This is a genomic window from Polaribacter sargassicola, from assembly GCF_021991835.1.
Taxonomy (GTDB): Bacteria; Bacteroidota; Bacteroidia; order Flavobacteriales; family Flavobacteriaceae; genus Polaribacter; species Polaribacter sargassicola.
Map to the genome: position 1 here is coordinate 1 of NZ_JAHDAU010000040.1, position 462 is coordinate 462.

The following is a 462-nucleotide window of genomic DNA, read 5'->3' on the forward strand; positions in this document are numbered from 1 at the left end:
CAATAGCGTTTTCGTAGCAATGATTTTCTTCTGTCATACTAATTTTGATGTTGTTTCTCTTTAAAATTTGTGTGTATATATTGCTACAATATTGTATGCCTCTATCCGAGTGATGTATTAGGTTTTCTGTGTTTTTAGCTTGATATAATGCTTTTTTAAGAGCTCTGGTACAACCGCTAAGTTCAAGGCTATCACTAAGGTCGTAACCTATGATTTTTCTAGAATACATGTCAGTTATAAGGGCCAAGTAGCAAAATCCTTTTACAGTTCTGATGTATGTAATATCCGATACCCAAACCTGATTAGGTCTATTAACAAGTACATCTTTTATGATGTTTTTATGTTTGTAAAACCTATGAAAAGAATTGGTAGTTCTGTAGCTGGGTTTCTTTCTGGTTATAAGCATATTGTGTTTTCTAAGAATGTTGAAAAGCGTGTCTCTGCCTACTTTAAGGTTTGCTT

Annotated in this window: 1 protein-coding gene; it reads right to left on the reverse strand. The window is 33.1% G+C overall.

Annotated elements, in window-relative coordinates:
* On the reverse strand, positions 1-406 hold a 406-nt coding region (locus tag KI686_RS15720), incomplete at its 3' end, for a DDE-type integrase/transposase/recombinase (protein WP_237590280.1).
* Positions 407-462: the final 56 nt, after the last annotated feature.